The sequence below is a fragment of the Microbulbifer variabilis genome (genome assembly GCF_023716485.1).
Classification (GTDB): domain Bacteria; phylum Pseudomonadota; class Gammaproteobacteria; order Pseudomonadales; family Cellvibrionaceae; genus Microbulbifer; species Microbulbifer variabilis_B.
In genome coordinates, this window is the sequence record NZ_CP092418.1 from 4,418,066 (window position 1) to 4,432,974 (window position 14,909).

The following is a 14,909-nucleotide window of genomic DNA, read 5'->3' on the forward strand; positions in this document are numbered from 1 at the left end:
ATCTCAGTCCGTCAGGTTCCGAAGCGGCGTATTCTAGCGGCTTGGGTACAGACCTTGCCAGCAGGCAATGGCCTGCGACATATCTGCACAGAAGCCTAGCAGCCATCGGAATCAAAACCTGTAGAGCCCGCCGGAGGCCGTCAAAGATTCCGTCGGGGCCACCGGCAGGGAAAGCACAAGCTATCAGGTGTAGAAATTAGCTATCGCGCCCCTCTCGGCCATCACGACCTTCACCAGCCTCCTCAGTATCCTGCTCCTGCTGCGCAGATTCGTCCACCTTGAGACCGTGTCTCTTTGAGCGCCAGCGCCACAGACGCTTGGCCAGCTCCTGGCGATCCGGAGTTTTATCCGCTTCATCGACAATCTCTTCACCGAGCAGAGTCTCGAGAAGATCTTCAAGGGTAACCACCCCTTCCAGGCTGCCGTATTCATCCAATACCGCACTGATCTGCACCCGGCGCGACAGCATTTTCTGGAAGGCCTGATATATAGTGGCGGTTTCCGGTAGCATCAACATTTCGCGGCGGAACTCGGACAATTTACGTTCGCCCTCACCCTTGGCATAGGCGAGCAGTAGTTCCTGTTTAAGTACAAACCCCACCACACAGTCCTGATCGCGGTTTTCATATACCGGGATACGGGAGAAGCGCCCCCTTTCCACCTCCTCGTAGACCTCAGCCAGAGTGGCGTCCTCGGGCAGGGAAAATACCACAGTGCGCGGCGTCATCACCTCGCGTACAGAATGGTCGCGCAGGGTAAAAAACAGGTTGCGCAGAATACTGGACTCACGCTGCTCCAGCTGGCCCTCGGCCTCCCCGATCTCCGCCATAATCGCAAACTCATCGCGGCTGAAGCCCGTAAGGGTGGGTCCGTGCGATAAGCCCCGTGTGAGCCACTCGGACATTTTCACAAAGGGGTAGAGCAACCACACCAGTCCGCGCAACGCGTAGGCAGTAAATGGAGCCAGCTGACGCCAGTAAACCGCCCCTAGGGTTTTAGGGATAATTTCGGAGAACACCAGAATCAACAAGGTGAGGATTGCGGAGGCAATACCCAGATACTGGTTGCCAAAAACCGCTGCAGCCTGGGCACCAGCACCAGCGGCACCAGCAGTGTGGGCAATGGTATTCAGGGTAAGGATCGCGGCCAGGGGCGCATTGATATCCCCTTTCAGCTTGCGCAACAGAGGCCCCGCTTTGTGCCCTTCCCTCTCAAGAAGTCTCACATAGGGCGTGGTGACGCTGAGAATGACCGACTCGGCAATCGAGCACAAAAAGGAAAAGCCGAGAGCGATAAAAATATAGGTAATTAAGAGAAACATATATCCCTGGTTACAGCAGAATTAGAGCTGAATTCTTGCGCACTGTCCGTGACACAACAAGCCCAGAAAGCATCAAAGCCGCAATAAAAATGAATTTAACCGGCCAATTTTCCCTTGAGAGTAAGGTATTGGCTAGAAAAGCGTTTTATCCAGGACTTATTGCGTATACCTGGAGCCTCATGCCGCTACCGACAGAGGCTCCAGGACAAACCAAGTGGAGAGAAAGCCAACTCTCTCCAGTTGCCAACGAGCTTTACTTCGTTACACTGGCAGAGGCTTCGGTGCCTCTATTAGGTGCGGCAAAGCGCTCAACCCACTCACGCACCTGTCCGTACCAGTGCAACGAATTATTCGGTTTTAGTACCCAATGGTTTTCATCGGGATAGTAAATCAGGCGCGATTCAACACCGCGCTCTTGCAAAGTGCGAAACAACTCGAAGGATTGGCCAACCGGCACTCTCAGATCGTTTTGACCGTGAATAACCAAGCTCGGCGTCTTGAATTGAGCCGCATAAGTATGCGGTGAAATTGAGGGGTAAATCTCCGGGCTCTGCCAATATTCGCCAAAGCGAACCCCGTGTACCGAATAATCTGCTGCCAGCATGGAGTAGAGGTTATACACCGGAGCATGAATTACCAGGGCATTAAATGGATGTTCGCGACCCAATAGAATACTCGCCAAATAGCCACCGTAACTGCCTCCCGCTGCCACTAATTGATCCTTGTCTATCCAACTCTGCGATTTAAACCAATCGGCTGCAGCGATGGTGTCGGTATACGGCCGACTGAGCCAGTCTGGATTGATGGAATCTGCAAATGCCTGACCAAACCCGGAGGAGCCATGGAAATTAAACCAGGCGGTAACATAGCCCCAAGAGGCAAAGGTTTGCGCATTCCAGCGAAAATGAAAGGTATCGGTGACGGCATTGTGTGGCCCACCGTGGAGTAACAGCATTAATGGATACTTCTGATTACGATCAAAGCCCGGTGGATAATGCACCCACATCTGTATATCGGCACCTTCCGCTCCGGTAAATGTCACCGACTCGTAAGTTCCCAGATCGACATTGGCAAATAAATCATCATTAAAGCTATCCAGCCGCTCCACTCCCCCATTTCTTGCATCAATACTGACCACCCTTGGCGGATAGAGAAAGCTCTGGTTAATACCTACCAGAGTGCCATCACTGGCAACAGACAAATTACTAAAGTCGGTCGAATCGGTGATTACTCTTGGGTCGCCATTACCGACGGGCAGATAGTAAATTCGCCGAGTGCCCTGGTCGTCGACTGCGGCATAGAGACCACCCCCACTGGGTGCCCAAACCATACCATCCGTGGATCTATCCCATTCCTCATGTAAAACAGTGTTCTGCCTAGAGCGCAACCTGTGTACCACCAGGCGGCGCGTATCACCATAAAAACCCGATATCAGCTGGCGATTAAAGGCTAACAAACGGCCATCCGGTGAAAACTTTGGATTGAAGTCTGGCGCCTCATTGGCCAAGGTCAAATTTCTGGCTTTAGGGGAACCGGGCTCCAGCAGAAACACATCGAAGTCTGGGCGAGTACCACTTTTCTTGGAATCGGCCACAATAGCGAGGTGTGACTCGTCGGGCGATACGTCATAACTTTCTGCCCCCTGGATCCAGTTGGGAAGCTTTAAACCCGTCCTCAAAGTGAGATTTTCTACCGCACCGCCTTTGGCTGGGATTCTGAATACATGCGCCTGCCGCTGCTCATCTATCCAGTTATCCCAAAAAGAAAAAGGCAATGCATTCCAGACATAGGCAGACACCTTTTTCTCTTTTTCTTCCTTAACTCGGCCAGCCATTTCTTCCGGCGCTTTATCCGGCCAAATACGCGAGATAAAATAAAGGTGGTCCCCCACCCACTTTATCGATGAGACACCAGTCGGTACCTCACTCAAACGCACCGCCTCTCCGGGAGCAGCCATAGGCAATATCAAAATTTGCTTGATATCGTCATCACTTCGTTTGCCAATAAAAGCCAAATGTTTACCATCTGGGGAAAATACCGGCTCCGAAACACTGAGCCCAACAGCCGTTAATGGCCTTTGGATATCACCATCAGTAGAGAGCAACCACAAGCGGGTTTCCCCCTTATCCTGTTCAAGATCAAAAGTTGTCACAGGGGCTACTACCTGATCACCAGAGGGAGAAATCACTGGAGTGCCCACGCGCTTTATTTTCCAAAGCACTTCGGCTGACAAGCGCTGAGCCTCTTTAGCTCCAGCAGCCATTGTTAGTAAAAGCGAGGATATCAGTACGAAAATACATCTCATAAGAGTTCCTTCCTGGATTTATTGATATTTTCGGAGGTATATGGGGAACGCTTAGGGCAAGGCGGCGAGAGAGAAAATACCGACTCTTAATCTCAACATTAACAGTCCATGCCTAATGCTGAGTAACAATACAGAGAGATATTTTATGCCTTTTATGTCAAACGCACCCTGGGGAGGATAGAGTACGCAATTATCCACTGGCCCACTATTCCAACCAGCTCTCAGGCCACTCAGCTCGTCTCAATCAATAAGGAAATAAAGGCTGAATCAGACCAATTCATTGGAACAAAGATTGGGTACTTTTTGTTAATTTTTCCATCCTGAGCCTGAATTCAGATAAACATTAACGATCCTTATAAGACATTTCGATAACCATAAGAGATCGCACTACGCGATAATGGATTATCATCTCGCTATATTTAAACTCTCTACGCGGAGGCAAATCGTCGCGGACCTCCTAATGCGCTGTACACAAGAGCAATTATTAAGCCACTGAGTAACCCACCGATATGAGCGGCGTTAGCTATCCCAACTCCAGTTAATAGAGTCACAACACCCAGAGCGCACAATAACAGCCACACCAGGGCTACAGTGAGAATTCCTGCAGGTATATCCCGCCACAGAGGCTGAAAACGCTGTAAAACCAAGGCGAAACCGACCAAGGCATAAACGACGCCAGACATACCTCCAAAACGAATCCCAGGCTGCCAAAAATACTGGGCCAGATTGGAGGCGGCGGCGCCGAGTAGCACCAATACAACAAATAAAATACTGCCACCACGGGCCTCTATTGGCCTGCCCAGAATCCAGATTCCCAGGGCATTAAACAGTGCATGGGGTAGGGAGAAGTGCACAACTGCTGGTGTGAATATTCTCCACCATTGCCCCCGCTCCAAATGCCAGGCCAGTGAGGATTGTGAAAAAGAGTCCGCAGCATTTGGATCGGGGTAAATTAATAAGCCACTGGATAAATTATTAACCTGTAAAAACCAGCCGAAAAAACACAGCGCAATTAATAAAAGGCTGAGTGGAGTCCTGTCCAACGGAAAACTTGGCAGGACAGAGACCGCATCACTGTGTTTTTTACCGGGATTATCCCCTGTATTTCCAAGCTGGCTGTCAGTTTCAGCCGCAGAGGTTTGCCCCCCTTCACTGCCAGACTCTCGCTCCTCTGCCCTCTGCATTTGTACCTGATCGAGATCCAGCTCACCAGAATCCCAACGCTGCAGTAGAGGCTTAAGCATTTCTGCCAAACTAGCATCAGGGCAGAGTAGTAACTGCTGATTTTTTTCCTCGGTGATACGCAAAGGTAACTGGTGGCGCTGGATAAACCGCGCCAGCGCACCAAGATCCTTGGAGAGGGGGAAACTGTAAACAAAAATCCACTGACTCAATTCGGGAAACCCTTAATTCCGGCTTGTGCTACGGAGGTAAATTATCAGCTGGCAGGCAGGCTGCTCTAACGGTTTTATTGATATACCCATCGGCCAGCTTTGGTCTGGCCGATGGGTAATTTAAGACAGATCCGATTTAAACCGCCATAGCCCGCAGGATAATACGCTTCTTTAGCATGGGACTGGCGTCCACCATACTCAAGCCGGTATTACGCAGCCAGCGCCAGTGCAAATCTCCAGCACCAAACAGGGATTTAAAGGCGCTCATGGCCTTTAATGTCGAGGCATTATCTCCACGGCGGCGGCGTTCATAGCGCGCCAATACCGAGGTATGTGCCGGCTCCAGGCCGCGTGACAAAGCGCGATCTATTTCATCGGTGAGTACGCGTACGTCTTGGAAGCCCAGGTTAACCCCCTGCCCCGCAAGTGGGTGAATACTGTGAGCGGCATCCCCAACCAGCACCGCACCGGGTCCGTGGTAGCGCTCTGCATGGCGCGCGCGCAGGGGGAAAGAGAAACGCTCACTGACGGATTCCACTTTACCGAGGCGGCTCTCAATGGCCTTTTCAAGATTGAGGGCAAACGCCTGGTCATCCAGCATCAGTAATTCACGCGCGAGAGAATCATCCGCCGACCAAACCACGGCACAGTGGTTGTCGTCTCCGAGACCGGCCATCGGCAAGAAGGCCAAAGGGCCGCTTTGCATGAAGCGTTGCCAGGCGGTGTGTCGGTGGGACTTCTCACAGCGGGCTACACAGACCAGAGCGGTCTGGTGGTAATCGGTTTCCTGGCAGCGGATGCGCAATAAATCACGGACCTTGGAACGAGCCCCATCAGCGCCGATCAGCAGGCGTGTTTGCACTATCTCAGCCTGCTCGCGCAAACCTTCGACCCCATCATCAGACTGCTCGCCCCGCGGCTGTAAATGCCAGAGTCCACAGTCGCGCCACCAGCTCTCCAAGCGGAAGCTGTTAACCAGCTCAACATTGGGCAGGGCCTCTAGCCGCGCGCGTAAAGCGGCGACGATAATATTGTTCTCGACGATATGTCCCAGATTGGGCAATTGCACATCGCGGCTGTTAAAGCGCACCGAACCAGTACCATCAGCATCCCAAACGCGCATCTCCACGTAGGGGCAGGCCCGTTGCGCGGAGATATCCTCCCAGGCTCCAACCTCTTCGAGCAACTCACGTGACGCCTGGGTAAGCGCCACAACCCTCGGCTCGTAGCTATCGGATTGCTGCACAGTGGTCTCTGGAGAAGCCTCCAACAGTGCCAAGCGCATATTTGGGTGGCGCACAGCGAGCAGCGCCGCCTGAGCCATACCCACCATTCCCGCGCCGACAATGGCAAAGTCCAAACGGTGTCTATTCATATCTAGCCAATTCCACTGTTGTGCCAAATTTAGCGCCCATCGCGGTGCAACGCTTGAAATCCCGCCATTTTGGCTTGGGGTTAAAGCCCAAATCCTGCCGCCTGCCCGGCAAACTGCTGCCGCAGTGGCGGTACCAGTGTAAGGCCAAGCATCCCCAGTTGGCGTACTACTTGCTGGAAAGGGTTAGCCGAGGAAAACAATGCCGGGATTCGGTCACTGAAACCTACGGTTAACTGCTGGTCGAGCCTTCGGTTTTCCCCATAGGCCGCCAGCCACTCCAGCTGCCCCACTGCGCCACTCTGCACTTGCGACCGCACCAGTGACTGGGCCAGGGCATAACAATCGCGCAGGGTCAGGTTAAACCCCTGACCCGCCACCGGGTGCAAGAAGTGGGCACAATTACCCAACAAAACCAGGTTACGACGCCACTGTTCACGAGCCAAAGAAAGACTGAGAGGATACCCTTGTAGGGCCCCAGCTCTGATAAATCGACCGGCTCGCCACCCAAATTGCTGTTGCAAGCGCTGCAAGCGCTGCTGCTCTGGCAGCGCACAAACTACATCGGCCTCCTCTTCGGCACAGGCCCAAACCACAGCGGCGCGGTGTACTCCCTCACGACGAGGTAGAGGCAACAGCGCCATGGGGCCGGATGCAGTGAAGCGCTCATAGGCAACGCCATCGTGATCCCGTTGTAGAGCAACAGTAGTGACCAACGCCCTCTGTTGGTACTTTACTGTGTCAATTTCCATGCCCAGCTGCTTGCACAGCGGTGAATCGACACCGTCAGCAACAACCAACAGGTCACATTTCATTACATGTTCCGAACCGCCATCCACGGCTGTCCAACGCAAGTTAGCGCCCTCATTATCCATCTGCACCGAAGTTACCCGAGCTGGGGAGATAAGCCTGACCGCAGTGTCATTTAGAGCATTGTGCAGGATGGGCCCCAGCGCCGCATTTTCGATGACTGCTCCCAGCATTCCAGCAAAACTGGCCTGCTTCTGTGCGCCTGCAGAGAGGGCCGCGCCAAAGGCATGGCCGCGATCACTCACCTGGATACGTTTGATTGGAGCACTGTACTCCCGCAGTGCCGGCCAGAGACCCAGCTGCTCAAACAGCTGCAGACTGCCGGCAGCAATCGCTGTGGCGCGGGTATCAAAGCTGGGCAATTGCACACTAGCTGAGGCATTGTGCAGAGACCTCTGCTCCAATAACTGGACGCTGAGGTGAGGACAGAAATGTGCCAGCATCAGTGCCAGACTGGCGCCGGCCATACCACCACCAACAATGGCCACATCTACCCGCTCTAGCGGCTCACTCATGGAAACCTCCCCTTACCCAGTGGTCTGAATAGCTCTGCCCACTGAATAATAAAATCTCAAATTAAATTAGCGGGTCAGTAAATCCCGCCCATGGCGCATGGTGTACTCAATGTCTGCCACGGCTTTTGGAGCACCCTCAGACAAAACCCTCACACCTTCGGCAGTGAGCGCGACATCGTCTTCAATACGAATCCCCATACCGCGAAATTCCAGAGGTATGCGATCATCGTTTGCCGGAATATAAATACCGGGCTCTATAGTCATCACCATGCCCGCTTCCAATTGCCGCCAAGCGCCCTGTACCCGATAGTCGCCCACATCGTGGACATCCATACCCAACCAGTGCCCAACACGGTGCATATAAAAACGCTGATAGGCACCCGAATCTATCAGTTCACGAAAGTCTCCTTGCAACAGCCCCAAGTCCAGCAAGCCGCGTGTGATTACCTCAACACTGGCACCATGAGGCTGATCCCAGTGGTTGCCGACACAAACCTGCTCCATTGCTGCCGCCTGCGCCGCCAAGACGATTTCATACACTGCTTTTTGCGCATCACTAAAACGGCCATTGACCGGATAGGTTCGGGTAATATCGGCGACGTACCCCCGGTATTCACAACCCGCATCGACCAATACCAAGTCGCCATCGCGCATCCGTGCCTTATTGCTGCAATAGTGCATAATCAGGGCATTGCGACCGCTGCCGACTATTGTCGGGTAGGCAGTTTCCCGGGCACCAGCATCCATAAAGCTATGTAAGAGAGCCGCCTCCAACTGGTATTCGTAAAGTCCCGGCTGGCAGCGCAGCATGGCGCAGTGATGTGCAGCAGCGCTAATTTCCCCTGCACGGGCCATCAAATCCAATTCTCGTTCGCTCTTGAGCAGGCGCAGCTCACGCAACTGATAATCCAGGTCGAGCATTTCCGGCACTCCCTTGCTGGAGGGCGCCTCCTGTATCACCTGTAGATAAGCGCGCAGCCGTCGATCCAAATGGGCATAGCGCCCCATAGGGAAGTAAATACGCTCTCGCCCTTCCATTAATCCGGGCAGAATATCGTCGAGGTCGCCGATGGGAAAAGCATCCGAAAGACCAAATTGAGCTACTGCGCGTTCTGGTCCCAGACGTGGCCCATCCCAAAGTTCCTTTTCTTTATCGCGCTCGCGACAAAACAGCAACGTGTCTCCCTGACTGCGGCCGGGTAGAAGCACCAGTAATGATTCCGGCTCATCGAATCCGGTTAAGTAGAGAAAGTCGCTGTCCTGTCGAAAAGGAAAGTAGGTATCACGGGAGCGCAGCTGTTCCCCAGCCGATGAGATGATCGCCAGGCTATCCGGGGCCAACCCCGCCATAAGCCGGGCGCGTCGCAGGGCATATTCCGCCCCGCTAATCAGCAGATCTTTTGCACTTTCGCTGCCGCTCATCAGTGGACGGTGGGGCCGCTGCCGGAGTGGCTGCCGCGCACTTCGGTAAATATGTTGAGCACCGCAACCCGCACATACTCCTGCAACTCAATTAATTGCTGTTCAGCTTCTTCACTCTCTTCAACGTGATCGGCATCCACTTGGGAGATAGCTCCAATATCTTTTAGCGCCTCTTCACTGGTGGGCTGCATCTTTACTTCTGCCCCACCGATGCCAAACCCGTGTAAAAAACCCTCACACCAGTGCCCCAGGGCCAGAGTGCGGCTGACAATATCTTCATCGTCGCAGAGGAGCAGCTGAAAAGAGAAATCCGATCCACCTAGCTGCTTGCTGCTTTCCTCCGCCAATTGCAATAAGTCCCGATCCAGATCTGCGGGTACCGCCTCAAGGTCGAGCAACTCCGCCAGTTCTTTTTGCCAGCGTCTTTTATCCGGTTCAGCGCCGGCAGCCAACACGCCACAGGTAAAGCCGTGTAACTCACTCGGGTCCACCTGACCACCCGCGGAGAGAATGGCATTGGCGAGTTGCTCAAATCGGTTGTTTTCTGAAGTCATGATTACCGCACAGTTTTTCTTAATCGGGATGGATTCGATGCGCTGCGGTGGCAGCAGCAGGCATGAGAATCGGGGTTCTAAGGACAATTTTGTGATTGTCCACGCAGGTGGAGCGATTGACCCACCATTTCGCCGGCAATATAGTAGCGGAATCCCTCGCAGTCTGTCGTGTTGCGAACTCAGACGTAGACCTCAAACGCAGGAAATATGGATAAGCTGCAAGCGTTAGAAAGCACCGTGGATTCACTGATCGCCCGCTGCCAACAGCTGGCTAATGACAATCGTGAACTGCGCCGGCAGGAAGCCGACTGGCTGCGCGAACGCCAGCGCTTAATTAAAAATAATGAGGCCGCCCGTTCGCGGGTTGAAGCCATGATTAATCGTCTCAAAGGGCTTACGCAAGAATCCTGATGGCAGACTCTGCATTAACTTCTGAAACCGTCACCGTTTCCATTCTCGGCAAAGAGTACCGCGTTGCCTGTGCCGACGGCGAGCGTGCGGGACTACAGGCTTCCGCTCAATTACTTAATGAGCGCATGTCTCGAATCCGAACCACCGGCACCGTTATTGGCGTAGAGCGTATTGCCGTGATGGCCGCGCTCAATATTGCCCACGAACTTATCCAAGCGAAAGCGGAATTAAGCAGTATTCCCCTGCAGAAAGAAATCCTGGAACGGCTTCAAAATAAGATGCAAAACGCCCTGGGGGATACCGACCCAGAAAGCGAGGCCCAGTCATAACTTTTGCCAGCAGTGCCGCAAAACATCCCAATTTGCGGTTAACAGCCCCCCTTTCAACAAGTTATAATTAGTACATACCCTGGGGTGTTGGCCAGCAGACTATGTCCTTGAGCCGATAATCTTACCCTGGTGGTTTCCAGCGGGTGCTGGTGTGCAGGTCCGCCATGCAGCGGAAAGCCTTATGTACCCCGGAGACTGCCACCTTGAACCTTACGGTTCAAGGCTCCGTCTACAGCCGCACACTCGGGGTTTCCATTTCTTTTTCTATACTCCCCCAATTCATGAGCGAAAATAAAACGCAGCTGCGATGGCGTATGCGTGCGGGGCGGAGGCAGCTTAGTGCCTACCAACAGCGTCTGCATGGCCGCTCTGCCATCACTTTGCTGAACCGAATTCCGCAGATGAAGCGCGCCCTCCATATTGGTATTTACTGGCCAATGGATGGTGAGTTAGATGTTCGCCCTCTATTGCAACGCTTTCCCAAGAAGCACTTCTACCTGCCAATACTACCGGTGGAACCACACCCACACCTGGGCTTCAAGCAGTGGAATGGCAGCCCGCTACCTTTTCGAAACCGTTTCGATATTCCTGAGCCAGTGCGAAGCCCCAGCCGGGCCGCAGGCATATTAGACCTAGTGCTGGTACCACTGGTAGCTTTCGATCCCAATGGCGCCCGTCTGGGGATGGGCGCGGGTTTTTATGATCGTACCTTTGAACACAAACAACTGCTGCCCGGTAGTGGGCCACTGCTAATTGGCGCCGCCCACCAATTGCAATGTGTGGATCAGCTGCCAACGGATAACTGGGATATTCCTCTCGATATGGTGGTGACAGAGAAGCGTATCTATCGTTGCCGGTAATTCGTGAGCAGCAACTCTCTGACAAACATCACATAATGCCAAAGTTTTTGAGCACTCAACGGCCTATAAAAAACTAGCTAGGCGCAAAAGCACAAACAAAAAAGGCCGGACACCATAGGTATCCGGCCTTTTTTGTTGTGCTTGGGCAGAGCGCCCCCCGGCATCAGCCTAACGGGTAACCACTCCCTCTTGCAGAGCAGCAGGCGGCTCTTTTTCCGAGGCAAATACCTCGGTCAAACCACTAGTACTCAGCAGAACGCCCGCGACAAAGACAACCACGGCGATTGTCAGCGCATCGGCTTTCATTGGGACCATCCTGTACGATCAATTTTTTTGTTATATGCGTTTCACCCCGCTTATGACCTAAGCCATAGCAAAAGTTCCACGACAAAAGAAGATACTGAACAATCGTCGGAATAGTAACCGTTTATTGAATAATTTCTGCGTTTTTTGTCGCATTTTTGCTCAAGGGGGTTCGACAAAACTTAAACCCTGGTCTACTCGAGAAGAAAGTGAAGAGATACCTTTCTCGCCATGCCCCCAAATTGGGATCAGCTACCCAGAAAGAAGCTGTAAGCGGGATTTTCAGTTTCATCCCAAAAGGGAAACTGCAGTTGCTCCAACAGATCCAATAACTCCTCGCGCTCAGAGGGCTCAACCTGCATACCCGCTAGAACCCGGCCGTAAGCGGCACCGTGATTCCGGTAGTGAAACAGGGTGATATTCCAACGGCCCGCTAATTGCTCGAGAAATTTCCGCAGCGCACCGGGGCGCTCCGGAAACTCAAAGCGGTAGACCACCTCGTGGCACAAGCCCGGAACTCTCCCACCGACTAAATGGCGGATATGTAATTTGGCCATTTCATTATCGGTGAGATCTGTCACGCTATAACCTTTGCGCTCCAACTCTTCTACCAACTGGCTGCGGTCGCTGCCGGCAGAAACCTGCAAGCCGACAAAAATATGCGCCTCACCATCGCCTGCATAACGGTAATTAAACTCGGTGATAGCACGGTCCCCAAGATCGCGACAAAAGCGTAGGTAGCTGCCCGGTCGCTCTTCAATACGCACGGCCAGCACCGCTTCGCGTTTCTCACCAATTTCTGTGCGCTCACTGATATAGCGCAGCCGGTCAAAATTAATATTGGCGCCACTACACACCGTCGCCAGAGCCACATTGCGGCCACCACTCTGCTCTGCATATTTTTTTAAGCCGGCCAAGCCTACTGCCCCGGCCGGTTCGGCAATTGAGCGAGTGTCTTCAAAAATATCCTTGATCGCCGCGCAAATTTCATCGGTACTAACCGTGATCACGTCATCCACTGTTTCGCGCAACACACGGAAGGTCTCCTCGCCAATTTGTGCCACCGCAACGCCATCGGCAAACAACCCTACCTGCGGCAAGCGGACACGCTCACCACTCTTCAGGGCCGCTTTAAGACAAGCCGCCTCCTCTGGCTCCACCGCATAGACACGGGTCTCCGGCCTCACATATTTAATGTAAGCCGCCATGCCCGCAGCAAGCCCGCCGCCGCCTACCGGGATAAAAACCGCCTCGAGATTACCCGAATGCTGGCGCAATAACTCCATGGCTACGGTGCCCTGTCCGGCGATCACATCCGGATCGTCATAAGGGTGTACAAATACCAAGTCGCGTTCATTCACCAGCTGGCGGGCACGGCTGGCCGCCTCATCAAAAGTATCCCCGTACAGCACCACCTCAGCACCGCGCATACGAACGGCACTGACCTTAATTTGCGGGGTGGTCTTTGGCATCACAATAGTCGCGCGCACCCCCAATTGTGCAGCACCCATCGCCAACCCCTGGGCATGATTACCCGCAGAGGCGGCAATTACTCCGCGCGCTCGTTGCTCCGGGGGCAGTTGCAGTAACTTGTTATAGGCGCCGCGAATCTTGAAAGAAAAAACCGGCTGTAGGTCTTCCCGCTTGAGCAAAATTCGGTTGCCCAGACGGTGGGACAACTGGCGCATTGGCTCCAAAGGCGTCTCAATGGCGACATCGTAAATGCGCGCGTCTAAAATGCGCTTGATATAGGACTTGGGCATGGCGTGTATCAACTGCCGTTGCGGTTAATTTCTGTGTGCGACTCAGGCAAGCGTAGTAGCAGGAGTGGGCGGTCATGGAGCCGCCGCAAGCGCAACACCGGCAGGCCAGTCTAAGCCTTGATCAGCATAATTGCCATTTTTTTAGATTTATTGCGCTTTTTTTTATCGAAAGAAACAGATAAAGCAGAAATAATTGCACAGGAAACTATCCAGCGTATGACCCAGGATGAACTGAAGCAGGCTACTGCTCGCGCCGCCATCGACTATATCTCCCCGCGCCTGGAGGCCGATTCCATCGTCGGCGTTGGCACCGGCTCCACAGCCAATTTCTTTATCGACTACCTGGCAGAGATCAAAGGCCAATTTGACGGCACCGTCGCCAGCTCTGAAGCTTCCGCACAGAGACTCAAGGCCCACGGTATCCCAGTCTATGAACTGAATAGCGTGGATGGCATGCAGTTTTATGTGGATGGTGCCGATGAGACTAATCCCGCCCTGGAGCTGATCAAAGGTGGCGGTGCGGCCCTGACCCGCGAGAAAATTGTCGCCGCCTGTGCTGAGGAATTTGTTTGTATTGCCGATGACAGTAAGTGGGTAGAGACTTTGGGCGACTTTCCCCTGCCGGTGGAAGTCATTCCCATGGCCCGTTCGCTGGTAGCCCGCGAGCTGGTAAAGCTGGGGGGAGACCCGGTCTATCGCCAGGGTGTGATTACCGATAATGGCAATGCCATCTTAGATGTGTATAACTTGAAGATCGAGCAACCCAAGGACCTGGAAGACGCAATCAACAATATCACTGGCGTTGTCACTAACGGAATCTTTGCCAAGCGCCCAGCGGATGTGCTGCTGCTCGGCACCAGCTCTGGAGTGAAAACCATCACCGCTGGATAATCTAGAGACATTATGGGAAACAAGAATAAGAAACTGCTGGCGGCACTGTTGGGTGCCGTGACACTGAGCGCGGGCTGTGCCACAAGCCCGCCGAGCAACCTCGATAATATCTGCTCTATTTTTCGTGAGAAGAAGAGCTGGTACCGGGAAGCCAAGGCTGCCGAGGAGAAATGGGGATCACCTGTGGCTGTTATGATGGCCATTCTGCACCAAGAGTCGCGCTTTGTGCATGATGCGCGCCCCCCGCGCACCAAGATCCTCGGCTTTATTCCCGGTCCTCGGCCCTCGGATGCCTATGGCTACGCCCAGGCACTCGGCAACACTTGGCGCGGATATCAACGTTCCAGCTTTAACTATGGCGCCGATCGAGATGATTTTGGCGACGCTATCGATTTTGTTGGCTGGTATAACAATACCAGTGCGCGCCGCTGCCAAATCCGCACTCGCGACGCTTACCACCTCTACCTGGCTTACCACGAGGGGCACGGCGGCTTTAATCGGCGTAGTTTTAAAAATAAAGCCTGGCTCAAGAAGGTTTCCCACAAGGTTTCGGCAAAAGCGCAGCGCTACCAGCAACAACTCAACAGCTGTGAGCAGTCTCTGCCAAAACGCAGGAAGTTCCTCGGCCTGTTTTAGCCCTGAGCCACCGCCGATAAAAA

General features: G+C 53.4%; 14 protein-coding genes and 1 other RNA gene. 6 read left to right on the forward strand and 9 right to left on the reverse strand.

Annotated elements, in window-relative coordinates:
* Positions 1 to 196: 196 nt before the first annotated feature.
* From MJO52_RS19315 to MJO52_RS19345, 7 genes are all read right to left on the reverse strand, one after another.
* Positions 197 to 1,321 (reverse strand): CNNM domain-containing protein, encoded by a 1,125-nt coding sequence (locus MJO52_RS19315; protein ID WP_252083587.1) that lies wholly within the window; start codon positions 1,319 to 1,321, stop codon positions 197 to 199.
* Positions 1,322 to 1,574: 253 nt separating this feature from the next.
* Positions 1,575 to 3,626 (reverse strand): S9 family peptidase, encoded by a 2,052-nt coding sequence (locus MJO52_RS19320; protein WP_252083588.1) that lies wholly within the window; start codon positions 3,624 to 3,626, stop codon positions 1,575 to 1,577.
* A 428-nt stretch (positions 3,627 to 4,054) separates the two neighbouring features.
* Entirely contained in the window at positions 4,055 to 5,020 is a 966-nt protein-coding gene (locus MJO52_RS19325; RefSeq protein ID WP_252083589.1) for a rhomboid family intramembrane serine protease, read from the reverse strand.
* 136 nt (positions 5,021 to 5,156) lie between these two features.
* Positions 5,157 to 6,395 carry a UbiH/UbiF/VisC/COQ6 family ubiquinone biosynthesis hydroxylase gene (locus MJO52_RS19330; RefSeq protein ID WP_252083590.1) on the reverse strand — a complete coding sequence of 413 codons (1,239 nt, stop codon included), beginning with the start codon at positions 6,393 to 6,395 and terminating at the stop codon, positions 5,157 to 5,159.
* 80 nt (positions 6,396 to 6,475) lie between these two features.
* Complete coding sequence (locus MJO52_RS19335; RefSeq protein ID WP_252083591.1) at positions 6,476 to 7,717, reverse strand: FAD-dependent monooxygenase; 1,242 nt, start codon at positions 7,715 to 7,717, stop codon at positions 6,476 to 6,478.
* Between the two features lie 66 nt (positions 7,718 to 7,783).
* On the reverse strand, positions 7,784 to 9,112 hold the full coding sequence (locus MJO52_RS19340; RefSeq protein ID WP_252086036.1) for an aminopeptidase P N-terminal domain-containing protein: 1,329 nt from the start codon (positions 9,110 to 9,112) through the stop codon (positions 7,784 to 7,786).
* Between the two features lie 26 nt (positions 9,113 to 9,138).
* Positions 9,139 to 9,780, reverse strand: coding sequence for a UPF0149 family protein (locus MJO52_RS19345; RefSeq protein WP_252083592.1), 642 nt, complete (start codon positions 9,778 to 9,780; stop codon positions 9,139 to 9,141).
* A 120-nt stretch (positions 9,781 to 9,900) separates the two neighbouring features.
* Between MJO52_RS19345 and MJO52_RS19350 the strand changes: the two genes are divergently transcribed.
* The 4 genes from MJO52_RS19350 to MJO52_RS19365 all read left to right on the forward strand — a co-directional run bounded on the left by MJO52_RS19350 (position 9,901) and on the right by MJO52_RS19365 (position 11,293).
* A complete protein-coding gene (locus tag MJO52_RS19350; RefSeq protein WP_152455364.1) occupies positions 9,901 to 10,104 on the forward strand; it encodes a TIGR02449 family protein in 204 nt (67 codons plus the stop codon).
* Positions 10,104 to 10,433 (forward strand): cell division protein ZapA, encoded by a 330-nt coding sequence (locus tag MJO52_RS19355; RefSeq protein ID WP_252083593.1) that lies wholly within the window; start codon positions 10,104 to 10,106, stop codon positions 10,431 to 10,433. The genes MJO52_RS19350 and MJO52_RS19355 overlap by 1 nt, the downstream gene beginning before the upstream one ends.
* A 73-nt stretch (positions 10,434 to 10,506) precedes the next feature.
* Positions 10,507 to 10,687, forward strand: a non-coding RNA gene (gene ssrS / locus MJO52_RS19360) — 6S RNA.
* A 27-nt stretch (positions 10,688 to 10,714) separates the two neighbouring features.
* Positions 10,715 to 11,293, forward strand: a complete 579-nt coding sequence (locus MJO52_RS19365) for a 5-formyltetrahydrofolate cyclo-ligase (RefSeq protein WP_252083594.1) — start codon at positions 10,715 to 10,717, stop codon at positions 11,291 to 11,293.
* Between the two features lie 168 nt (positions 11,294 to 11,461).
* Here the strand turns inward: MJO52_RS19365 and MJO52_RS19370 are convergent, their stop codons facing one another.
* Positions 11,462 to 11,599 (reverse strand): hypothetical protein, encoded by a 138-nt coding sequence (locus MJO52_RS19370; RefSeq protein ID WP_252083595.1) that lies wholly within the window; start codon positions 11,597 to 11,599, stop codon positions 11,462 to 11,464.
* A gap of 245 nt (positions 11,600 to 11,844) precedes the next feature.
* Positions 11,845 to 13,359 carry a threonine ammonia-lyase, biosynthetic gene (ilvA, locus tag MJO52_RS19375; protein WP_252083596.1) on the reverse strand — a complete coding sequence of 505 codons (1,515 nt, stop codon included), beginning with the start codon at positions 13,357 to 13,359 and terminating at the stop codon, positions 11,845 to 11,847.
* A 216-nt stretch (positions 13,360 to 13,575) separates the two neighbouring features.
* Here ilvA and rpiA point away from each other — a divergent pair, with 216 nt between their 5' ends.
* Both rpiA and MJO52_RS19385 read left to right on the forward strand, forming a co-directional pair.
* Entirely contained in the window at positions 13,576 to 14,250 is a 675-nt protein-coding gene (gene rpiA / locus MJO52_RS19380) for a ribose-5-phosphate isomerase RpiA (RefSeq protein WP_252083597.1), read from the forward strand.
* A gap of 12 nt (positions 14,251 to 14,262) precedes the next feature.
* Positions 14,263 to 14,886, forward strand: coding sequence for a transglycosylase SLT domain-containing protein (locus MJO52_RS19385; RefSeq protein ID WP_252083598.1), 624 nt, complete (start codon positions 14,263 to 14,265; stop codon positions 14,884 to 14,886).
* Positions 14,887 to 14,909 lie beyond the last annotated feature (23 nt).